Genomic DNA, 15,720 nt, shown 5'->3' on the forward strand with positions numbered 1-15,720 from the left:
GCTGCCGTCCTCCTGCACCCACACCACGTTTTGGGTGTTGGGAACGTGAAGCAGATAGCTGCGATAGCTGTGGCTCCATTTGGGGCCTAAGGGGCTGGTGCGGGAGGATTGGGAGTTATAGAAGAGGGTGAAGGCAAGCCCGCCACCGCGTCCATTCCATCCAAAGAGAGGGAAGGCTCCGTGGGCGTTGCCGGAGGCGAGGTTGGTATGGCCGATGCCAAGCCTTACGGGCGGGTGCCAAGGTCGGGCGGGGCCTGGGGTAGGTGGGAGGGGTGGGGAACCGGTTGAGAGGGCTTGGGCTTGTTGAGGGCTTTCGAGGGAAGCTCCGGCGAGGAAGGCGGCACCGAGGCCGGCGAGTGCGGAGGAGAGGAACTGTCTTCTGGGGATGCCGCGTTGGGACATGGTGGGTCGTGAGACGTTACCACCTACGGGGGGGAGACACTGCCTTCCCCTTGTTGCTGTTTGCGTTGTTTTCTGTTCTTAGCCATTGTGAAAGTCTCCTTTGTTTTGGAATAGATTTAGTCTATGCCAAGAGGACTGGGGAGGCCTCTCGAAGGAGAGGAGGTCGCCTCAGGAGCCTCAGAATGGCCAAGGTTGGATATGCGGTTGTGTGGTCTGTGCTCGAAGGGGTGAGCGGGTTCAGACGAGAACAGGATAACACAGGGTAGTAGGATATGTCAAGTAGTTTTATGGGTGTGAGGAAAAAATTTTTTGTAGGAGGGTAGTAAGTAAGGGGTAAGATAGTGAAGGTGTTATAGATGAGGGTAAGGGGCGAATAGAGATGCAAGAGAGGGAGGGTTGAAGTGAAGGGTCGTAGGGGTAACCCTTGAGGGGGGGTGCGTCAGCCTTGAAGAGCCGGTGATGCGCCTATCATTTCAAGCCGAAGACAACTGTCATTTCGAGCCGATACCACACCTGTCATTTCGAGCCGAAGGCGAGAAATCTTGAGTTTCCATTCCCATCCGTTCTGAGGGCGAGGGGTGAGGCTGCAGAGACTGCCGGCTTCACGGTTCTAGAGGCAATTAGCACAGCAAGTCTATCTTGTTCGCTCCCTATCCCGGCCTTTCCCCCGATTCGGGAGGTGCTAGCGCACGGCGATGCAGCGGCCAGGGAATGAGGCATTTAAGGAGATCATTTTGGCCGCTGGGATTTCCGTTTGTTTTTTAGAGAAAGAGGGCTAGTGAGATTAGTTTCCGGTGCTAGCGACAACCTGCAAAGCAAGTTCGGTTAAGGGAAGCAAGCCTCCCCCTAACCGATTTTGACAGCGCCGCCGCTCAGGCCTTTATGTAGCGCATGGCAGGACGCTCGTTACGCCCTCGCCCTTTAGGGTTGATTCCACATAAATAGAGCGCCGTAGCGTACACATCGCCATGGTTGGGTACCCAAGCGTCTTTTGATGGAGTCCTCCCCGGTAGCAACTCACCGGTAATCGGATCGTAGGCTGGGTCCATGCTGCCGTCCGGCAGAAGAGGGATAGGCATCCCCGTCTTTTGGCCTACGCCACCAAACTGCGAGTTTCCGCGAACGCCTGCCCCCAAAAAAGCCGCCCCGGTTACGCGCCAATGTTGGGAGATGTCTTGATCGTAGATCAGCTTGTCCTTCTCCGCATCGCTGATATTCATCTGTTGGATGGCACGAACATCGCCCCGAATCGTGCGCCCGAACTCGGAAGTGATGACGATCGTCGTGTAGTCGAACAGGCTCTTTCCGGTGTTCTTGTAAGGCGTGCTCTTTAACAACTCGACCAGCGTGTTCAACGGCTTCCAGAGGTTCTCACGCATCATGTTCGTCTGATCCGGCATGCCGATCGGCGTTCTGCGGTCCGGCCCCCAAAGACCACGACGCGCGTAGTGGCTATCAAAGAGGCGAATATCACGCGACTCGATGAAGAAGCAGGTCGAAAGCCCCGCGCGCATCAGCTCATAGGCCATCATCGCCTGCACGTTCGTTGCCGGTGTGAACTTGGTACGCGCCTTATTGCCGTTCACGCTGGTATAGGTGATCATCTCATCTTCGGGCTTGATGTCGAACTTCTCGCGCAGAACAGGGTCGTTAAAGAGGTTATTGATGAGATTGGCATCAAGTCGCTTACCGGCCCGTGCCAAATTGTTGTAGATGCCAAGCGCCGAATCGTAGCTGCGAATAATCTCCATATGGTTATCGCGAGTGAGATAGGCGCTCATGTTATCCACAAAACGCTCGATCTGGCTGTTCACCACGTCGGAGGAGTTCTGCTGCATTCGCATAAGGAATCGCTTTAGGTTCGCCGGAGTGCCCGCATAGATGGTATGCGCCCATACCGGCCCTAAGTTCGGATAAAAGCCCCTCCGCCCCGTATACTGCTGCTCGTTCAACTCTCCATCGGCAAGCCACCAAAACCAACCGATGTTGGGCAAAACATAGGGACGTCCGTAGACCTCCGCAAAGGCCTGCATCACATCCCGCTCGTCCGGCTGACGTTCATCGGTGAGCACAAGGTTATAGGAACCCATATGCACATTTAAGCGCTCGCCCGAATGGAACTCACCGGTGTCCATTGAGCTGAGCACGGCCATATAGGGAAAATGCTCTTTGCCCTCCTCGGCCAGATAACCGTACCGAATATTGCCCTGTTTGTAGATGCCGTAGTGTGGCTCGCCAAAGTGAAGCACACGATAGAACTCATCGCTGATCCGGTCTGGTGGGAGCCGATGGATCACGTTGTTGGGCGTCATCAGGGGGCTGAACATGTCGTAGCTTTCCCAGCCGCCCTCTAGGTACCAATAGATGAGGAACCGCGGTTCATCGCCCTCCTGCGCCATCTCATGAACCATCTCCGCCGTGCGGCGTGTTGTTACCGGCGCCCCATAGGCTTTGAAGTAGGCCAGAAAATCCAAAGCGCAGAGGGACGCAAGCCCCATACCGGCACGACGCAGAAACTCCCTACGGCTGAAGAAGCCGGCATTTCCCGGATGCTCACTAGGAGCCGGACGGAGTATGACCTCGTCGGAAACTCGACACTCCGGTATTCGCTCGGAACGAAAATCACGCATCTCTGTATTTCTCCTTATCTCGTTGCCCTGCCCCTTATGAACCTAGCCGCGCGACGCGCGGGCTTGTGCGCTCTCTTGTCGGCTCTTGCGGGCTAGAGGCGGGGGATGGGCGTACGCTCCCGTTGAGATATTCTGGGCTGAGCACAATCGCACGGATCAGCCCCTCGATATCGTAGTGATTGGCCTTCTCGGTTTCCCATAGACGATGGTAAAGGCCTCTCTCATCTTTGTCCCAACGCATCTCGCGCCCGAAGTAGAACACGAAATGCGTCTGGATTATCGTGCGAATGAAACGCTCTGTGTTGACAGCCTTCTCGGCAAAAGCCTGCATGCCCTCCCCTTTGAACGGATAGCTAGGCACAAGCTGATGATCCGTATCGTCAATCAGGTTGCCCTGGCTGTCGCGCTCATGATAGACTCCGTCGTCCGTGAAGCGCGAGCGTTGATATGCGAGGGGCGTTAACACCTGATGGCACGTAAAACAGACCGTTCCTGGCGTGGTGGTCTGCACGGCGGTAATGCCCTCACGCATCTTTACGATCGCCTCCGGCACAATAAACACATAGCCGAGGAACTTCTCAAGCACCTGGGCGGAATAGTTGAAATGCGGCAGTCCCGGCTTGCCTTCGATAAAGCCTTTCATCGTTAAGACGCCGCTGTGGCCGTAGTAGGCAGGGCGTGGCTCGACCTTCCAATCCGGCGTCACCGTGTAATCCGCCGTGAGAATCTCCTTGAAGGGATGGTGATGGAGCGCGATCCATGTCCACAATCGCACCGGCTCATCATCGGTAGGGGAGCCGTGACTCTCTAAGTAGAGCCGAATACGGCGGAAGTAGAAATCGGCAAACTCTTTAGAGTGCAGGTAGCGATCGACAAACGATGAGAGCGGGGCACCTGCATCCAACTGTGCGATCTCGGCCTGCGTGGGCGGCCGGGCCACCAAATCCTGCGCAATTTTCACCAGCTGCAGCCTTCGGCGTATCTTGGGGTTGGTGGTTACCGCCAAAGAGAGCGGCCGGGTGAACAGAAAGTCGGGATGCTTCATTAACAGCCGACACAGCCCTTCCCAAGCCGCCTGTTGTGCCGACATGGGCGGCACGGTAAAGCGCAGAACAGCGGTATGGACATCCTTTATCGCCACACGCGCCCCCCCGATCTGCCGCCAAGTATATTCAAGTGGAGAGCGCTGTAGGTTGAAGGAGGCACTCGCATCTAACGTGATTGTGGCACCCACATGGGCGCGAGGCGGTGCGACGATGGTGAGAATGGGCGTTGAAGCCAGAGCATGCACCGTAAGCGGCACATGGCTTGAATGCCCCTCGTGCCCCGGATAGCCGAACTCAATGCGATAGAAGGCCGTCGGTTGCCACTCTTTGGGGTGTACATCCGGCCGATAGTACAGCCGCAACTTGCCCTTCAGGCTCTCGTTGTTGCCGTCGCAGAGAATATGCGGGCTAACCGCCTGATAGAACTGGCCATACTCGTCACCCAAAGTGCTCCAGCCTTGTTGCCCGTCTGCCTCGTTGCTCTTCACGTAAAAGTCGGCAAGCGGCGGCTGGCTTCCCTTAGCGACATCGGGCACAAAATGTACGGCATCGGCCGCAACGAGACCATGCGTCTCTGCGTTGGATATCTCCACTCCATCGCCCTTGCCAAATTGAAAAGCGACATCGGGACTAAAGGTGGAATGGGTGTCGTCTGTCTCATCCACATAGAAGGTCACCTGGCCTTGTGGCGGCAACGGCGGTAGCGGTGGCTGTGCCGATGTAGAGGGACTATGGGAATGAACCTCTACCAAGGTCTCGGTGGCGTTACGGCCCTCGTAAACGGTACGCCCATCTATCTGTGTGGTCTGCACCGGATGATAGCGCCAATCTAATGTCAATATGTATTTGCCGGTCTGCGCCACCTTCAACGGGATGGTGATCTGCCCTTCGCCTCCATCTCTATCATCCTCTTCGTAGGAAGCTATCCCATCGCGCTCATTAAGATGCCATGCGCCCTGCGCGACGACGCCGGCATCTTTCATGGAGATCAGGTGGGTTGTTCCGTTGGGCAGTGGCCCTGTCACCTCGAGGCCGCTCACCTCAACAACGCCCTGGTGCCCCTCGTTGGAGATAGTCACAAACTGGCCATCATCGCCGGCCTTTAGCAGCACCGGGGCACCCAGCGTCCATTTCGCGAGCTTCTTATCCGGGCTGGCATGCGACGTATCGTTTTCATTGACCAACGTCTGCTGCAGACCGTAGGAGTCGTTTACGACTTCAATGCGCACTTGGCGCGTTGCTACATGTCCTTCGGGGTCTTTGGCCGTCAGCTGAAACTGCAGGGCATAGCTGCCTTGTGCCACCTGAGAGGCTGCCCGATAGATGGCCTGCAGGAATTTATACGACTGCTGTAACTCTATGGGGGTTGGCGGTCGAAACAGCATCCGCTGATAGAGCAGCGCGATATCATGCTGATAGAGAGGATCGGGTTTGGGGCCGGCCAATGGAGAACGGGTAGGAATGCGCAGCCCCATAAAAGGCCCGGTATGGTTGAGATAAGCGTTTGAGGCCACGTCTTCAGAAAGGGCATCCATGGCGGCAAGATATTCCGCGCTGGGATGGGCGCTTTCGTTAAAGCTGTGCACAAAATCGGCCCCGCCAAACTGGGCGATGTTCTTCTCGAACATATCCTGGTTATCGCGCCGCCAGTCGTCGCCAAAAATGGTCTGTATCTTGTTGCGAAGCTGGTAGTAGGTGAGGAAGGTGTTGTCTCCGCTATCGGCGGGAATAGGCCCGTGGTAGGGCATCAAGAGGGCCGGCGGGAAGTGGCTTCCATCTCCATCGGTGCTCTCCGTATCTTTAGGGCCACCGGCATAGAGCTTGCTACAGAAATCGCGCAACTTGGCGATGTTGGCGGCACTCCAGGCATGACGAGGAGGCGGCGGCATACGGGTTGCATCCGACGTAGAGCTAACACGCGCCAATAGAGAGGAGGGATTGTTCGGGTCGAGATGACCATCCGTCAATAAGAGCTGATAGGTGGCTGCCCCATCGGGCATGAGGCGCAACTGAGACGGGTTGCTGCCCATATGGCATGGGGCACAATCCTGCTTTAGAAGCGGCCAAATCTGCTGCGTAAATATCTTTGAGTAGGCCGCGATCTTATCCGGCGTCAGCCCAGCTCCTGATGGGGGTTTGGTTTGTGCCGTGTTTTCCCCTTTAGGGCCAAACCCACACAAAGCCACCAAAGCCCCTGTCAGCCCGAGGCTGAGATAGTGCAGTGCTTTCTCTTTTTTCATATCCCTCTCTCCACAGAACCTATTTTCGGCGCCCGCACCTAAAAAGCCTTCATCCTCCTTATCTATTCCGCGATCGCTTTGCTATTTCCTAGAAGAGGAAGTTAAAGCTCAGCTCGCCCCGCAGTTCGTCATGCAGCAATCGTCCCGCTGCATCCTTGCCATCATGGGTCACCCAGGTCGCCCCAATGGAGAAGAAGTCGTCGGAATTGAACTTGCGTTCAAAGGCGATATTGAGCTGATCGGATCGATCATAACCGATAGCGGAGCCGTTTACACCCTTGCTAAAGGAGAACGTAAAGCTCTCATAGGGGTCTAGCTTCTGTTGCAGACTAAAGCCCAGCGAGCGCGTAAGCAGTTTTGTTGCCGTGTTACGGCTTAGCCGATAAAATAGCCCCAGCGTTAGGTTCTTACGAAAGTCGTTTTGCAGGCTGAAGTCCACCGCGGTCTCCGGCACGTACTGCCCATGCCCATCGTCCGGCAAGCTCCCGTAGTTGTACACAAGGTGTGTCACCGGGGTTAATTTAGCGTCGGCCATGAATTTGCGGGTTAAGATCACCTTGCCATCAAACATCGTCCAATCGCGATAGTAGAAGCTCGCGTGAAGCCAGCGATGCGGGTTGGGGTCGGTTGCGAAGGAGTAGAGCCGTGTGGCGGTGCTTTGGCCGTTTGGTAACGTCTGGCCGTTGTAGTCCAAAGCAAAGGTGTTCTTCCAGAGCGTCCATTCAATGTGGCCGGTCATGGTCTCGTTGATCAGTTTCCGATGGTCGTTCAGCGAGGCGTATCCGGCTTGGATCGTGAGGTTTTGTAGAGGTCCAAAGCTGATCGGCTTCGTGTTCCGAATGGAGAAGTTCGCCACATCGTGCGTGTTCTGGTCGGCTTTCGTATGCAACTCATCGAACTGTGCCGCCAGAGTAATATCCTTACACGGCTCTCCTTGAAGCCCTAGCGAAACGGCACTCTTCCCGTTCTGATCGTCGGCAACGGTAGTAGTGGTGTTAATCGTTAACGCCAACTGTTTTGTGGCCTGATACTTGACTCCGTAGCCCTCCGTGTTTTCAACGATGATCGGCTTACCTTTCTCCACCGGATTGTTCGCATCCGGTGAACGCCGCAGGTCGGAGCGTGTGTAGTCTAAGGTGAGATACTGGGTAGGTTGCGAATGCAAGCTCATTGAGGTGAAGTTGGTAAATTTGCCATCAAGCGACGTCGCTTGCTGCACCTGATAATCCACTGCTCCCCCCTGCCCCAATTGCGTCGTATCTATATGAACGTCCTGCTGATGGATCGTCTCGCCTACTTGGCTGTTGGTGAGGTTAACCCGCACTTCATCCGAAAGCTTCAGCCCTAACCCCTTCTTCACCTGGGTGTTTAGGGCCACCAAGCGATGCTGATAACCGTTCGCCACCCCCTTGGCGGTAGCCATATCTCCATCATCGCTATAGGTGAGGCTAAAGTTCTGGCGTGGGGTGTAGACCAGATTGTGATGGAAGATGGCATGGGTCAATAGATCGAACAGATTGGTTGCCCCATAATCGTAGGTGTCTAGTGTCAGCCCTTTGATCTTATCGAAATGCAGGCTGAGTGCCGCTCGGCGGAAGCCACGTTCGGAGTTGATCAGATTCTGATCGGGGGCCGGTAGGGCCAGGTCGGTGGCTCGCATGAAGTACTTATCCACCTGGGCAAAGTCGGCGTTAAGCGTAAGCCCTTTGGTTGTGAGCGACAGAGTTTGGCGTTGCATGCCTGCATTTGCCATCTGTTGTGCGGTGGTCGCATCTACGCCCTGCGCTCTTGTTTGAGCCAGGGTCGCAGCAACCGCATCGGGGGTGGGAGCAAAGCCCAGCGAGTTGTAGGTTAAATGGGTAGTCTTATCGATCTGCCAGTTAAAGTTGAGCAATAGGCTGCGCAGGCCGTGTTCGTTGCCGAACTGCGCCTTTTCCACATCGGAAAGCAGAGGCAGACGAGTAAAGTTGTCGGAGATGGACTGCTGTGTCACGCCCAGTTGAAATTGAGGCGTAGAGAGGGCAACACTCTCGCGGGTAATAGCGGGGGTTGGCGCTGCTGTAAGGGATGTGACATTGGAAGCTGGCGTATTGCCCGCTGTCGCAGAGGTGTCTTTGATGGTGAAGGCCGAGAAGGCCAGCGACGAGGCTTTGTTCCCTTTGCCCAACTGCAAGCTTGCATCGAGCAGAGTCCGTGCCAAACCGGCCTCATGCAGCGCCGCTTGGGCGATGAGAGGAGGTGGCAGTTTGCTGAGGTCGGCGGTGGGGTCAAACTGACGGAGGATATCTAGTGCGAGATAGCGTTTGTCAATATCCGGCAGCATAGCCAGTTGGCCGAATGCCGCATCGGTGCGCCGATTGATCAGCGCAAAGTGGAAGCCACCTAGCTGCACTTCAAGGCTTTGTCGAAACATCCCTGCATCGGGTGCGCTGCCGGGCTTAGCTCCCAGAGCGCCGGTGAGCCGCAACGCCAGCTGCGAAAAGGCGAACCGACTCGTTGCCGAGGGGTCGAGCAGCAGATGAAAACCGGTTCTATCGAGGCCGTCGTTCGCTATTACCTGCGCTAAATCTACCGGTGATACCGCATTGGGTGCTGCGGTAGGGTCGTAGAGGTGGTAGCTATCCAATGCTAAGTTGGTCTTATCTGCAAGGCTCAGGTCGCCCAAACGGCCAAAGCCTTTAGTTATAGCGTTGTGGATGTAGCCGATATCTAGCCCCTTCGTCTGCAACGAGAAGGCGCTGCGATCGAAGGCGCCGCTTTTGGCGGAAATATGCGTATTTTCAAAATCGAGGCCGCCGAGGGTAGGGCTTTTCTTGTTGCCTGCAAAGGCGAGATTGATTCCCAATTGCGACTCACGAAGCCCTGTTTGGTGCATCCAGTCGGTCTTTTGGGCCTCGCGCAAACCGGAGAACAGCTTGAAGTTCTGCCCTACCTGCTGAAAGTTATAATGCACTCCCAACAGCCCCGCATGAAGCTCGGCGGAGCGCTGTTCGATGGTGCCGCTGCCGTCGTCAATTCGGTTCCAATTCAACGCCAGAGCTGAGAGAGAGGACGTTGGCCCTGACGCCGATCCGTTTTTGCCACCGTTCCAGTCCAAGCTGAACCCAAGCCGTTTGATCCCCCGTTCACTCTCAAGCTGGTTCAACTGTTGCAGCATGCTTTGATTGCCTTGAAAGCCCTGCTTAAGAGCCGCAAACCCGTTGAACTTGGCCCCCACATCTTGGTAGTTTGCGGTGAACGAGAGGCCTCCCGAATGCAGCGCCAAACTCTGCAGGATGAGCTGCCCTCTTCCTGTAAGGGCGTTTGTGGGCGCGGGGTTGAAAAGGGATTGGGGATCAAAGACAATGTTCTGACTGCGTTGAACGTTAGAAAAATAGGCCAGACCACTGTAGCTGCCCAGGCCTCCCTTCCCGAACGCGCTGCTCAGCGAAAGCCCTTTCAAGGTGGTGTTAAAGCCGTTTCCATCGCTTGCCGTTAGCCCCAGTAGGAGACCCAGCTGTGCGTTGGCCCCTAGGTTGAACTGTAGTCCGGGCGCTATCGGGGCTAAGCTTGGGCCACCGGGCTGATCGAGATAGCGATAGGTGGCGCTGATGAGGTCGCCAGAGGGCACAGGGACGGAGAGAAAGAGGGAGCCAGTTGCCGGGTCGAGCATATAGTCTTTTCCGGCGGTAAGCTCTCTACCGTCGAGAAAGAGGTGCAGGGTATTCGGGATGACGTTGCCGTGAGAGAGCACGTAGCTCCCCTCACCGCTACCAGCCAGCCACTCATGAACAAGGTGCCCTGGGTTTTGTGAAGTGGGCTGCAGAGCCGGAGGGGGCGACGACGTGCTGGCGACCGGGATGGCCGGCACGGTCTGTGCCCATATGGTGGCAGGAAGGAGCACAATCAGAGACAAAAGGGGCGAAAGGATTGTGACGATCAAAACGCTTCGACAATCTCTTTTCGCAACTTTTGGCACGCTCATCCTTCCTCCCTCCTCATGTTAGACGCTCTTGCCGTTCTAGAAACGGCCGCTCACCAACACGATTCGGGCTTGGCGTTGTTCTGTATTTTCTATGGCAATGCGACTAAGCCCCAAATTACGCTCAGACAGCTCGCGTTTTATAGAGGCCGTCGAGCGAAACTTGAGGGCATCGGGCGGCAGATAGGCCATGTAGGCCAGCGGGGTATCCCCTTGGTTGGCCACCGGCTTCTTGTCGCCTGTGGGCTGAAGCGTCGTAGTGCCGCCTGCGGTGGTCGTAGCGTTACTACTATTATTTATAGACGCTGTTGGCCCGCTTGGCTTCTGCCCCGTCGTGGAGGTTTGGCTTGATGGCGCGGAACCACCGGCGGACTGGTTACCGCTTACGTCCATCGCATCGCCGACATGATGGCTAAAGGCGGGCTGATTGATCTGATCCATCCCCGGAACCGGCGAGAAGACGGCTGCCATCTGTACCATTGTGCCGGCGGCGCTGTTGGAGTTCCCTGTCGTCGGTGCCCCCATCGAGGGTTTGGCATGAAGGCTCGTCTGCTGTCGCACCGGCTGTGCGGCCTGAGCCACTTTCGCATGGTGTCCTGAGGAGAGAGAGGCGGCAACAGGCTGGGCCGGCTGTTGATCGAAGTCAGGCATTAATGGTTTAGAGCGCAAAGGCGCGACGAGCTTGGCAATAAGCGTTTCACCGGGTCGGCTTGATGTCGTCCGCATGACTTTGGCACGAAGCGGGTGAGACGAAAGAGCATGGCCATGGTTGAGGCGATGTAAAACGGGCGCCTGCGGAAGGGCAGCGATATGCGTTGGACGGGTCGGGCTATGGGAGGCGGAAATGGCGTTAAACCGGATAAAGGCTACCCACAACGCCACCACCAGGGCCAAGGCCCCACCCGACAGCACCACCGAGCCTGCAAAGCGCCTGCGCCTCCACAGATCCGCCATGTGCCGATGCCATGTGCGCCGATTTACCGTCGCCGCCAGAATGGCACCGCGCAGATGGGCCGGAGGCTCTACCTCCGCCTCTTTGCGCAAAATTTGCGTGGTGGCTTTCAGCACCACCAGCTCTCTCTGCCACTGCGGCGACTTGGCGAGTAGGCCATGAAGCGCTTCCTGTTCTTCCGGCGTCAACTCGCCGTCTATATAGCTACTTAACAGTTCCCAAACCCGTTCTTCGTTGAACGGATCGGGCTGTTGGCTCTCATGAGGTTCAAATTCTGTTGATCTGGGCATCTTTTGCTCCTCGAGGGCGACACCTTTATGTCGTTCCTCTTTCGCATATTCACTTATATCCCACACAAGGAGATCGTGTTCTTCTGTCTTCTTCTATTCAGTGAGACACCGTCTCCCGAAGAATGTTGCAGATTGGAGGGGAGATGCCAAAACGCCCCTCTCTTTCGGATGGGAAAGAGAGGGGGTAAGCGTTATGGGGGTAAAAGGCCGACTACTGATCCTCTGTTAAAATCACATCGAAATGCGGCGCTCCGTTTGTGGGGTTGACTTCGCCGATAAAGAACATGGTGTAGGCATGCCCTGCCTGAAGAGTAACATGACTGATGTCGCTCTGGGTGGGAATGGGGGTATTGGAGCCGGCCGCCACCACGCTGAAATCGAATGTAGACCCGGCGATCACCGATAGAGGCACATAGTTGGACGAGGAAGAAGGGGTGCCATAGCTGATGTTGGTAAGCCCCTGTATCGGCAACCCGTTGTTCAGCAGGGTAATTCCCGGCGTTCCTGCGGTATCGGGCGCGAGGTTGATCACACGCAGATAGGCATTCGTTGTGCCATAGGAGATGGAGGGCACATTGTCAATAGCGCGGAATAGCGCAGGCGCTTCGGCGCCTGTTTGCCCGACGATGCCGGCCACGATAATGGTGTAGGTTCCGTCGCTTTGACCCGGCGTATGGGGGCTTAGCAAGAAGGAGGCCTCCGGCGCCAAAGGGGTGCCGCTAACAGCAGGCGCCGCATACACATCGGTGTTTACGCCGGTGCCCGTAATGGCGTTTCCTCCAGAAACAACGGTGTAGTAGGTGCTGACCCCTCCATTTGCCGAAGGCAGTATCTGCCCGTAGAGCAGAGGCTGTGTGTTTACGGGCATTCCTCGTTGCACGATGTTGACCCCGCCCGAAGGGCCCCCGATGAGCGCATTTAACAACCGCACGCGGCTCGTGGTGTTCGGCCCGGTGCCTAACCCTCCACAACCTACCAGGACAAAGGAAAGACCTATCCCAATGAACGTTCCCATGAACTTCCGCATGGTTTCGACTCCTTTCCTAAGACGATGTAGCAGGGTGTACGCTAAGAATTACGCCGATTCCACGGGGTTGTGACACAGCGGCCCCAACTGGGGAATCCTGTGTCGGCCTGTAGGGGCGACCCGGTGGGGGCCTTTAGCACAGCACCGTCGGCCTTGAAGAGCTGGCGATACGCCTGTCCTTTCGAGCCGCAGACGAGATCAACAACTGTCATTTCGAGCCGATACTACAACTGTCATTTCGAGCCGCAGGCGAGAAATCTTAAGTTTCACTTCCCACCCGTTCTGAGGGGAAGGGGTGGGGCTGCCAATCTCACGATACTAGAGGCAGTTAACTAAGCAAGCCTGCCTTGCTCGCCTCCTATCCCGACCTTTCCCTCGATTCGGGAGGTGCTAGCGCACGGCGATGCAGCGGCCAGCGAGATAGACGATCACGGGAACGGTGCTGGCCGCAAAGGCGCCGTCCGCGAGGTACCCCTCTCCCAAATAGGGAGAAGGGCGAGGGAGTGGGGGCCTTGAGGGCGAGGGAGTCGGCCTTGAAGGGGAAGGGAGTGGGGCGCAAAGCCTCTAGAGGTAAAATATATCCCACGTTGTTCGATAACACACGCGAATATAAGGATAGCTAAGATGATTATTGTGATGAAAAAAGGCGCCACACAGGAAGACGTTCACAGCGTAGAGGAGCGCATTCGGGAGTGGGGCTATAGCGCGCATACAATTTATGGAGCCGAACGCACCGTTGTTGGGGCTGTGGGCGTGCCAGAAGCCGATAAAGCGCGCTACATGGAATCCTTAGAGGCGATGCCCTGCGTCGAAAAAGTCATTGCGATTCTACGTCCGTACAAATTCGCCAGCCGAGAATATCATCCTGAAGGCACCGTGGTAGATGTGAACGGGATACCGGTCGGTGGAAAACAGGTGGTTATTATGGCCGGCCCTTGTACTGTGGAGACCTATGAGCAGACATGGGAATCGGCCGTTGCCTGTCACGCGGCCGGCGCCACCATCCTAAGAGGCGGTGCCTACAAGCCCTCCACCTCGCCCTACTCTTTCCAAGGGCATGGAGAGGAGGGTCTAAAGATACTTCGGGATGTGGCCGATAAACTCGGCATGCGGGTGGTTACCGAGGTGATGGACCCGCGCAACGTGGAGTTGGTGTGCCGTTATGCCGATATTCTTCAGATCGGCACGCGCAATATGCAGAACTACGATCTCCTTCGGGAGGTAGGCCGCGTGCGAACGCCTGTGCTGCTAAAACGCGGCATGTGGGCGCGCATTGAGGAGTGGATGCAGGCGGCGGAGTACATTCTTGTGGGGGGTAACCCCAATGTCATTCTTTGTGAGCGCGGCATTCGCACCTTTGAAACCCATACCCGCAACACCCTCGACCTTTCGGCGGTGCCCGCCGTAAAAGAGCTTTCGCACCTCCCCATCATCGTCGATCCGAGTCAGGGAACCGGCAAACGCAGCCTGGTAGAAGCGATGTCGAAAGCGGCCATCGCGGCAGGCGCCGATGGACTGCTTATCGAGGTACATCCTCATCCCGATCAGGCTATTAAAGATGGCGCTCAATCCCTCACCTGCGAAGGTTTTTGCAACCTTATGCGCAACCTTCGACCGGTGGTGGAAGCGGTAGGCCGCACGCTTTAGGCAGAATCAGTTCGTAGAAGCCATCGCTCGCCGGCGAAAGAGGCGTCTTAAAACGTTTACCTCCTCCATGCGAAGCCAAAGCGCCATGGCCAAATAGACCGTTGTGGAGAGCACTAAACAGGCCGTAACGATGACAAAAGCCTCGAAGGTTACATGAGGGCGATAGTCGGGGTTTATGGCGAGAGCCTGACGTTGCCGCTGCATGAAGAACCACTGCAAGCCGTTGCGCAGTCCCCAACAAACGATGCCGGCAACGCCGGAGGCCAACACGGTTCGCAGTACCGACTGCATCAGCCTGCCCCCGTTGATGCCACGCAACTTTATGCGCAGCATGTAGACCAGAGCAAGCATGTCCAAGATGGCGGTTATCGAGATGGTGAGAGCAATATGGGCCACAGCATGCGTTTGATCGTGACGGTCGGCAAGTTTGAAGAAGGCCAAATTCAGCCCCACCAACACGAAGGTCACAAGCGTTCCTATGACGACGGGCGTTTTGGTGTCTTGCACGGCATAGAACCCCCGAGCGGCCACGCTGATGGCGCACCAGGCAAAAGTGCCGATGGCAAAACAGCGGAGAACCGCGGCGGCGATAAGGGCATCTTCATAGCTATACTTGCCCGTTTGCAGCAAGAACTGGATGATGGGCAGCGCCAGCACATAAAGCAGGATGGAGGCCGGAACGCTCATAAAGAGAATGGCGCGAAGTCCGAAATTGACGCTCGCCCTCAAGGCTGCCATCTCTTTGCGTGCCGCCTGCGCCGCCATCACCGGAAAGATAGCAATGCCTGCAGCCTGACCAAACAGGGCGATAGGCACATGCATCAACTTATTGGCGTTCATAAGGGCGGATTGTGCCCCGTTACCGAGGTCTGAGGCAAACATCTTCCCGATGATCGTGGAGACCTGGGGCAATGCCAGCCCTAAAATGACCGGCAACATCAGCTTGAAAACCTGAACAACGCCGGGGTGGCGCAGATGCTTGAGCAGATTTTTGGTGACAAGATAGCCACCGGTGGCCCGCACAAAAATCCACTGCAACACGAAATTCCCGAAGAAGGCGCCCCCCACCGCTCCCCAACAAAGTCCCGCTACCCCGTAGTGTTTGGTAAGAAAAAGCCCCCCAAAAATGATCCCGACATTATAGAGGATGGGGCCGAGAATCTGCCCGCTAAAGATGTTGCGCGCGGTGAGGGTGCCCATCATCAGGCCACCGAGAAAGAAGCAGAGCTGGGCTGGCAAGAGAATACGGGTAAGACGCACGGTATCTTCTACTTTGTGCGGGATGTGCGCAAAGCCGGGGTTTGTGATCAGCACAAGCGTCGGGGCGAAAATCTCGCCCAACACAATAAGCGCCCCGATAAAAACCGTCATCACAAACAGGACAACACTGAAGATGCGCCAGGCCTCACGCTCCCTGCCGGTATGGATGTACTCGCTGAAGACGGGGATAAAGGCGCTTGAAATAGCTCCTCCTGCAATGAGAAAAAAGATGAGATCGGGTATGGTGAAAGAGCCGTTGTAGATG

The 15,720-nt window shown here is 56.3% G+C and carries 8 protein-coding genes; 1 reads left to right on the top strand and 7 read right to left on the bottom strand.

What is annotated here, in order from left to right; translation table 11 throughout:
* The 6 genes from VKV18_RS08220 to VKV18_RS08245 all read right to left on the bottom strand — a co-directional run.
* Positions 1-402, bottom strand: a 402-nt coding sequence (locus VKV18_RS08220) for a DUF6531 domain-containing protein (protein WP_324203725.1), incomplete at its 3' end; no start/stop codon positions are given.
* A gap of 872 nt (positions 403-1,274) precedes the next feature.
* Positions 1,275-3,032 carry a hypothetical protein gene (locus VKV18_RS08225; protein WP_324203726.1) on the bottom strand — a complete coding sequence of 586 codons (1,758 nt, stop codon included), beginning with the start codon at positions 3,030-3,032 and terminating at the stop codon, positions 1,275-1,277.
* Between the two features lie 34 nt (positions 3,033-3,066).
* A complete protein-coding gene (locus VKV18_RS08230) occupies positions 3,067-6,318 on the bottom strand; it encodes a hypothetical protein (RefSeq protein ID WP_324203727.1) in 3,252 nt (1,083 codons plus the stop codon).
* Between the two features lie 88 nt (positions 6,319-6,406).
* On the bottom strand, positions 6,407-10,282 hold the full coding sequence (locus tag VKV18_RS08235; protein WP_324203728.1) for a hypothetical protein: 3,876 nt from the start codon (positions 10,280-10,282) through the stop codon (positions 6,407-6,409).
* Between the two features lie 36 nt (positions 10,283-10,318).
* Positions 10,319-11,521 (bottom strand): hypothetical protein, encoded by a 1,203-nt coding sequence (locus VKV18_RS08240; RefSeq protein ID WP_324203729.1) that lies wholly within the window; start codon positions 11,519-11,521, stop codon positions 10,319-10,321.
* A 211-nt stretch (positions 11,522-11,732) separates the two neighbouring features.
* On the bottom strand, positions 11,733-12,548 hold the full coding sequence (locus VKV18_RS08245) for a hypothetical protein (protein ID WP_324203730.1): 816 nt from the start codon (positions 12,546-12,548) through the stop codon (positions 11,733-11,735).
* Positions 12,549-13,172: 624 nt separating this feature from the next.
* Here VKV18_RS08245 and aroF point away from each other — a divergent pair.
* Positions 13,173-14,195 carry a 3-deoxy-7-phosphoheptulonate synthase gene (gene aroF / locus VKV18_RS08250; RefSeq protein ID WP_324203731.1) on the top strand — a complete coding sequence of 341 codons (1,023 nt, stop codon included), beginning with the start codon at positions 13,173-13,175 and terminating at the stop codon, positions 14,193-14,195.
* Positions 14,196-14,201: 6 nt separating this feature from the next.
* On the opposite strand, the gene murJ is transcribed toward aroF, so the two are convergent.
* Positions 14,202-15,720 (bottom strand): murein biosynthesis integral membrane protein MurJ (gene murJ / locus VKV18_RS08255; RefSeq protein ID WP_324203732.1); only part of this gene is annotated, 1,519 nt, incomplete at its 5' end.

This window comes from Chthonomonas sp. (assembly GCF_035294505.1).
In the GTDB taxonomy this organism is placed as follows: Bacteria; Armatimonadota; Chthonomonadetes; order Chthonomonadales; family Chthonomonadaceae; genus Chthonomonas.

What these genes read in the sequence shown, in the direction of transcription:
- VKV18_RS08225 (WP_324203726.1), bottom strand. Translation starts at nt 3,032, where the DNA reads ATGCGTGATTTTCGTTCCGAGCGAATACCGGAGTGTCGAGTTTCCGAC.
- VKV18_RS08230 (WP_324203727.1), bottom strand. Translation starts at nt 6,318, where the DNA reads ATGAAAAAAGAGAAAGCACTGCACTATCTCAGCCTCGGGCTGACAGGG.
- VKV18_RS08235 (WP_324203728.1), bottom strand. Translation starts at nt 10,282, where the DNA reads ATGAGCGTGCCAAAAGTTGCGAAAAGAGATTGTCGAAGCGTTTTGATC.
- VKV18_RS08240 (WP_324203729.1), bottom strand. Translation starts at nt 11,521, where the DNA reads ATGCCCAGATCAACAGAATTTGAACCTCATGAGAGCCAACAGCCCGAT.
- VKV18_RS08245 (WP_324203730.1), bottom strand. Translation starts at nt 12,548, where the DNA reads ATGCGGAAGTTCATGGGAACGTTCATTGGGATAGGTCTTTCCTTTGTC.
- aroF (WP_324203731.1), top strand. Translation starts at nt 13,173, where the DNA reads ATGATTATTGTGATGAAAAAAGGCGCCACACAGGAAGACGTTCACAGC.